The organism is Alcanivorax sp. HI0083, assembly GCF_001635175.1.
In genome coordinates this window covers 1-6261 of the sequence record NZ_LWFX01000952.1, presented here as the reverse complement: position 1 = coordinate 6261, position 6261 = coordinate 1, and the positions used below count along the sequence as shown (strand labels likewise).

At 57.2% G+C, this 6261-nt stretch carries 7 protein-coding genes and 1 tRNA gene; all 8 read right to left on the bottom strand.

What is annotated here, in order from left to right; all coding sequences use genetic code 11:
- On the bottom strand, nt 1–248 hold a 248-nt coding region (locus tag A3754_RS10760), incomplete at its 3' end, for a DUF5924 family protein (RefSeq protein ID WP_231880587.1).
- A 304-nt stretch (nt 249–552) separates the two neighbouring features.
- A complete protein-coding gene (locus tag A3754_RS10755; protein WP_063519673.1) occupies nt 553–1851 on the bottom strand; it encodes a sodium ion-translocating decarboxylase subunit beta in 1299 nt (432 codons plus the stop codon).
- A complete protein-coding gene (gene oadA / locus A3754_RS10750) occupies nt 1844–3643 on the bottom strand; it encodes a sodium-extruding oxaloacetate decarboxylase subunit alpha (protein WP_063519672.1) in 1800 nt (599 codons plus the stop codon). The genes A3754_RS10755 and oadA overlap by 8 nt, the downstream gene beginning before the upstream one ends.
- Before the next feature lie 15 nt (nt 3644–3658).
- Nucleotides 3659–3898, bottom strand: a complete 240-nt coding sequence (locus tag A3754_RS10745; RefSeq protein WP_063519671.1) for an OadG family protein — start codon at nt 3896–3898, stop codon at nt 3659–3661.
- Nucleotides 3899–4303: 405 nt separating this feature from the next.
- Nucleotides 4304–4380: transfer RNA gene (locus A3754_RS10740), tRNA-Arg, on the bottom strand.
- Nucleotides 4381–4470: 90 nt separating this feature from the next.
- Nucleotides 4471–4950: a bacterioferritin gene (bfr, locus tag A3754_RS10735; protein ID WP_063519670.1), complete on the bottom strand. Its 480-nt coding sequence runs from the start codon at nt 4948–4950 to the stop codon at nt 4471–4473.
- 126 nt (nt 4951–5076) lie between these two features.
- On the bottom strand, nt 5077–5313 hold the full coding sequence (locus A3754_RS26125) for a bacterioferritin-associated ferredoxin (RefSeq protein ID WP_082872398.1): 237 nt from the start codon (nt 5311–5313) through the stop codon (nt 5077–5079).
- Between the two features lie 252 nt (nt 5314–5565).
- A partial coding sequence (locus A3754_RS27670; RefSeq protein WP_063519669.1) for a hypothetical protein occupies nt 5566–6261 on the bottom strand: 696 nt, incomplete at its 5' end.

Below are 6261 nucleotides of genomic sequence, written 5' to 3'. Positions count from 1 at the left end.
TGGAACAGCAACTTGAGCATGCCCTGGGGCAGGCCATCAAAGCGGGTACCGATCACCTTGTTCTGCCAGATCCCCTCGGTGAGCAGCAAGAGCCAGCTGAACACCAGCAGCCCGGTCAGCACCGCCGCTAACCACGGTTGGCGATCCACCAGAAAATAACTGCTCAGGCCCAGCGAGAAGCTGATCAGCGCCCAGACATGGCGAATCTGATAGAGCTTTTCAGTGAGGGTTTGTAGCGTCAGCGGCAAAGTGTGGCTCCGTCGAGGGGTTGCGTCTTCGACGTACTATAGCCCTGTGGGTTCCCGATGGCAGCAAAGGCTCTCCCGTTTCCCGATGGCCACCTGGCACTTGTAGGCGTTCCCTTCCAGGGGACGAACGAAAATCGCTCCGCATCTTTCCGTCTATTGCGATAATAAAAGAACAGGCGAAACTCAGAATCTACCGATGATCCTCCGGATCTTTTTCGCGCTTCGCGCGGTTCGTCCCCTGGAAGGGAACGCCTACAAGGGGCAGAGGAAGGAATAGCGTGGCGCGAACGCCACGCGGAGAAGATCAGCCTGCGAAGTTGAGCAGGACGCCGGCGGCGACGGCAGAGCCGATGACGCCGGCCACGTTGGGACCCATGGCATGCATGAGCAGGAAGTTGTGGGGGTTGGCGTCCAGGCCGACCTTGTTGGCCACCCGTGCCGCCATGGGGACGGCGGACACACCGGCGGCGCCGATAATGGGATTGACCGGGTGGCGACTGACGCGGTTGAGCAGCTTGGCCATCAGCACGCCAGTGGCGGTGCCGATCATGAAGGCCACCAGCCCCAGGGCCAGGATGCCCAGGGTTTCCATGACCAGGAACTGTTCTGCGCTGAGTTTCGCCCCCACGGCCAGCCCCAGCATGATGGTCACCACATTGATCAGGGCATTGCTGGTGGTATCCACTAGCCGGTTCACCACCCCGGATTCCTTCATCAGGTTACCCAGGCAGAACATGCCCAACAGTGGCGCCGCATCGGGTAACACCAGCGCCACCAGCACCAGCAACAGAATCGGGAACAGGATTTTTTCCACCTGGCTCACCGGGCGCAGTTGCTCCATTTTGATCTGGCGCTCTTTTTGCGAGGTCAGCGCCCGGATGATTGGCGGCTGGATAATGGGTACCAGCGCCATGTAGGAATAGGCCGCCACCGCAATCGCGCCAAGTAGATGCGGCGCCAGCTTGGTGGTGACATAGATGGAAGTGGGACCGTCTGCGCCACCGATGATGCCAATGGCGGCGGCATCCGACAGGGAAAATTCCATGCCCAGAAAATTCAGCGCCAGCGCCCCCAGCAAGGCGGCGAAGATGCCAAATTGCGCCGCCGCGCCCAGCAACAGGGTGCGCGGGTTGGCCAGCAGCGGGCCAAAATCGGTCATCGCCCCTACGCCCATGAAGATCAACAGCGGGAAAATGCCGGTAGTCAGGCCTACGGTATAAATCAAATAGAGAATACCGTCGCCGTAATTGGCTTTTACTGCCAGGTGGTGCAGCTGATCCTGCACCGCTGGCCCTGCCGCCTGCGCGGCCGTATAAAGCGCGTCACGCCCTGCCCCGGCCTCCATACCCAGCACCTGTGCCATGGAGGCCAACAGGTCAACAGAGCCAAAATGCAGCGCCTGACTGATGGCGGATTCCGCCAGCCCGGCCATGGGAATATTGGCCAGCAAGCCACCAAAGCCGATGGGCAACAACAGCAATGGCTCGAATTTTTTATGAATGGCCAGCCACAGCAAACCCAGGCAGACCAATAGCATGACCAGCTGGCCGCCGCTCATGTGAAACAGCCCGGTGCTGTGCCAGAGGGTTTGCAGCTTATCCATTGGCGGGCTCCACGCTGAGCAGGGTTTGCCCCACGGCCACGGCGTCGCCCTCTTTCACGGCAACCTCGCTGACCACGCCTGCGCAGGTACTGGACACATCCGTTTCCATTTTCATGGCTTCCAGCACCATGATTTTTTGACCTTCGGTGACCTGATCACCGGGCTTCACCAGTACCTGAAAAATATTCCCCGCCAGCGGCGCAGGCACCGGCACGCTGTTGGCCGGGTTACCGGGAGAGGGGGCGGATGGCGCAGGGGCAGAGGCACCACCCACCGCACGCAGGCCGGTTACATCACCGCCCTCGTTCACTTTCACCGTGTACTGTTGGCCGTCTACCTCAACGGTATAAACCCCTTCTGACTGCGTGCCGCTGCTGGCCGCGTCTTTACCTTCGCCCGGTGCCGCTTCAAACGCCGAGGCATCGCCCCGGTTTTCCAGAAAACGTTGCCCAATTTGCGGGAACAACGCATAGGTAAGCACGTCGTCGATTAAGCGCTCCCCTTCCGCCAGCGCCATGCCCCTGTCTTTTGCCAGAGACAGCACTTCATCACGGAGACTGCCCATTTCGTTGTCGAGCAGATCACCCGGGCGGCAGGTAACCGGTTCGTCCCCCTCCAGGGCGCGCTGCTGTAGCTCGGCATTGTACGGGGCCGGTGCGGCGCCATATTCGCCACGAAGGATGCCGCGGGTTTCCTTGCTGAGCACTTTGTAGCGTTCGCCGGAGAGCACATTGAGCACCGCCTGGGTGCCGACGATTTGCGAGGTGGGCGTCACCAGTGGAATGAACCCCAGATCTTCACGGACGCCGGGAATTTCCTGCAGCACTTCATCGAACCGGTCCGCTGCGCCCTGCTCCTTGAGCTGACTTTCCATATTGGTGAGCATGCCGCCGGGCACCTGCGCCACCAGGATGCGCGCATCCACACCGCGCAAGCTGCCTTCGAAGGCGGCGTACTTTTTGCGAACCTGACGAAAATAACCGGCAATACGATTCAGTTTTTTGATATCCAGCCCGGTATCCCGGTCCGTGCCTTCCAGCATGGCGACCACGGATTCCGTTGGGCTATGACCATAGGTCATCGACATGGACGAGATGGCGGTGTCCACGTTGTCGATGCCCGCTTCTGCCGCTTTCAGGGCTGTGGCGGTGGACAGCCCCGTGGTCGCGTGCGATTGCATGTGCACGGGAATATTCAGGGAAGCTTTCAGGCGCGTCACCAGCTCGAACGCCACGGCGGGGCGCAGCAGGCCGGCCATGTCCTTAATGGCAACAGAATGGGCGCCCATCTGTTCGATCACTTTGCCCTGCTCCACCCACATGTCCATGGTGTGCACCGGGCTGACCGTGTACGCGATAGTGCCCTGGGCGTGCTTGCCCTGCTTTACCACAGCGGCGATGGCCCGCTCGATATTGCGCATGTCGTTCATGGCATCAAACACACGGAACACATCCACGCCGTTTTCCGCTGCACGTTCCACAAAGGTATCCACCACATCATCCGCATAGTGGCGATAGCCCAACAGGTTCTGCCCACGCAGCAGCATTTGCTGTGGCGTTTTTGGCATGGCCTGCTTCAATTCGCGGATGCGCTGCCAGGGGTCTTCCCCCAGATAACGAATACAGGCATCAAAGGTCGCCCCACCCCAGGATTCCAGTGACCAGAAGCCAATCTCATCGAGTTCAGCAGCAATCGGCAGCATGTCATCCAGGCGCATACGGGTAGCAAACAGGGACTGGTGCGCATCACGCAGCACCACATCGGTAATGCCCAACGGTTTCAGGTCACTCATGGAATAATCCGGTATCTATGACAGTGAAGACTGGCGATGCTGCTGCACCGCTTTTTCGATAGCTTTGATAATGGCCGGCGATGGCATATTTTGCGGGGAGGCTGAAGCGGGCTGCGGCGCCGGTTCCTCTCGGCCGAATTTCTGCACCAGCGCCGACATGGCAGTGGTGACGGCCACCAGCACAATCAGAAAAACAAACACGACACCCATGCCAACCAGCATGAGTTCGACACCCTGAGCCATCATAGCGTTCATGGAACACTCCTTTTGGTTCCAAAAGCGGATTCAGTCACCGCGTGCGAGAGCGAAAGGCGTCGCCGTTTGGGCGGGCATCATGGTGGCCTTGTGAGCCGGTATTGCTCTCGCGGGGTTAAAGGCAATGTAGACAGATTGTCGACAACCCGCAATGAGGCATGCGAGGAACCGGTTGGTGGTTTTGATCAATCGACGGCGTGCAGGCCAGATTTATCCAGACCGTAGAGTAAAAAATATCGCAATGGAATGAAGTGCAATACGGCGTCGGGAAGACTTGGGGGTCGTACCTGCTCGGACAGCGTTGAGCCTGCGAGCCTGTTGCATGCGGCATGAAGGGTGAGGCGTGCAGCGGCCGCAGAGCGGCATAAAAAAAGGCCCCCGATTGGGAGCCTTCTTTTATTCGTATGGTACACCGGGAGGGAGTCGAACCCCCGACCTACTGGTTCGTAGCCAGTTGCTCTATCCAGCTGAGCTACCGGTGCAAATCTCGTTGCTGTAACGCCGCGAGAGGCTGCGCATTATTCCGAAAGCCCCGCGGTGAGTCAAGCGTAGATCGGTTAAAAGTTCGGCAATCAGCTTTCTGCGGCAGCCATTTGTTTTTGCATGTAATTTTCCAGGCCGACTTTATCGATCAGACCGAGCTGGGTCTCCAGCCAATCGATATGCTCTTCCTCGGATTCGAGGATATCTTTGAGCAGGTTACGGCTGATGTAATCCTGGATGGATTCGCAATAAGCAATGCCTTCACGCAGGTCTGGCACAGCCATTTGCTCAAGCTTGAGATCGCATTCCAGCATTTCCTTGGTGTTTTCACCAATCATCAGCTTGCCCAGATCCTGCAGGTTGGGAATGCCTTCCAGGAACAGAATGCGCTCGACCAGCATGTCCGCATGCTTCATCTCGTCGATGGATTCGTGATATTCCTTGGCATAGAGTGCCTGCAAGCCCCAATCCTGGTACATCTTGGCGTGGAGGAAGTACTGGTTAATGGCAACCAGCTCATTGCCGAGTGCACGGTTGAGGAACTCAATCGCTTTGGCGTCGCCTTTCATTGGGGGGATCTCCGTCACATGAACTTGGGGTAACCCCTATTGTTCAGCAAGTGTGTGACAGAGACAAGGCAGGAGAGGAAAAAAAGCGCTTCAAATACAAGCGCTTATGCAAATGAGAACGATTGTTTATGCGGTTTGTGGCCAGAAAACAACCGCCTCACCAGCAGTAGAAGAGTTCGAGAATGAGGTCGCCTCGTTTGCGCTACGGGTCTCACGCAAAATTTGGCGGGCGTGACGGGCACATTTACCACACTGACTTCCAACCCCAAGTTCCCGACGAAGATCACGCAGGCTGTCGCAGCCAGAATCGACCGCTTCCCGTATATGGTTGTCAGTAATACCCTTACAAATGCATACGTACATAAGTCGCCTTTCCTCAATCTCTGAAAAGGATGCTAAACCTAACGCGAATCATTATCAACTACTTTTGGGGATCTATTCACCCTCCCCGCTCCAGCTTCCCTGAGAGCAACGCCAGCCATATGTAAAAATGCACATTTTTGCCACCCAACCCCCTTATCCCACGGTGAAATCCTGGCAGCACGACCTGTACGACAGGCATAAAAAAAGCCCCGCAAAGCGGGGCTTTTAGCCTTCATAAACCCTTCTGACGTATCAGGAAGGCTTCTTCTTGGCCGGAGTACGCTTACGTGCAGCTTTCTTGGCAGGCGCTTTACGGGTTGCTGCCTTTTTTGCTGCAGGTTTCTTGGTGGCCGCTTTTTTGGCAGGCGCCTTTTTAGTCGCTGCTTTTTTTGCAGTCGCCTTGGGCTTGCGAGCGGTCGCTTTCTTGGCCGCACGCTTGGCCTTCGCCGCCGCTTTACGCGCAGCTGCCTTGGCTTTCTGCTCCGCTTTCTTCTGTTCGGCCTTGGCTTTCTTCGCCAGTTTGCGCTCATGATCACGCAATTTGGCTTTGAAGTTGCGCTCAGCAGTGCGCAGTTTCTTCACTTCGCGGGCAACCACTTTCTTGGCGGCCTGGATCTCGGCACGAATCAGTTTCGCTTCGCCACGAATATCCTGGAGTTTCAGGCGCGCAGTGTTCATGCGACCGCGTGCAGTTTCAACGGCACGCTTGGCGGCGGCAGTGGAAGTTTTTTGTGCTTTTTCACGCTTGGCGGCAACATCGGCACGCAGTTTCGACAGTTTGGCGTTCTCTGCGTCGATTTTGGCGCGATGCTTATCAAGTTTGGTTTGTGACTGGGTAACTTTCTTTTCTGCCTGGGCTACAGCTTTGTCCTGTAATTTAACCTTGGATTCAGCGTTGCTGACAGACTTGGGAACAGCCGGTGCTTTTGCAACAGCGGCTTTCTTCGC

Excerpts from the sequence above, each read along its gene's own strand:
- A3754_RS10755 (WP_063519673.1), bottom strand. The coding sequence starts at position 1,851 with ATGGATAAGCTGCAAACCCTCTGGCACAGCACCGGGCTGTTTCACATG.
- oadA (WP_063519672.1), bottom strand. The coding sequence starts at position 3,643 with ATGAGTGACCTGAAACCGTTGGGCATTACCGATGTGGTGCTGCGTGAT.
- A3754_RS10745 (WP_063519671.1), bottom strand. The coding sequence starts at position 3,898 with ATGAACGCTATGATGGCTCAGGGTGTCGAACTCATGCTGGTTGGCATG.
- bfr (WP_063519670.1), bottom strand. The coding sequence starts at position 4,950 with ATGAAAGGCGACGCCAAAGCGATTGAGTTCCTCAACCGTGCACTCGGC.
- A3754_RS26125 (WP_082872398.1), bottom strand. The coding sequence starts at position 5,313 with ATGTACGTATGCATTTGTAAGGGTATTACTGACAACCATATACGGGAA.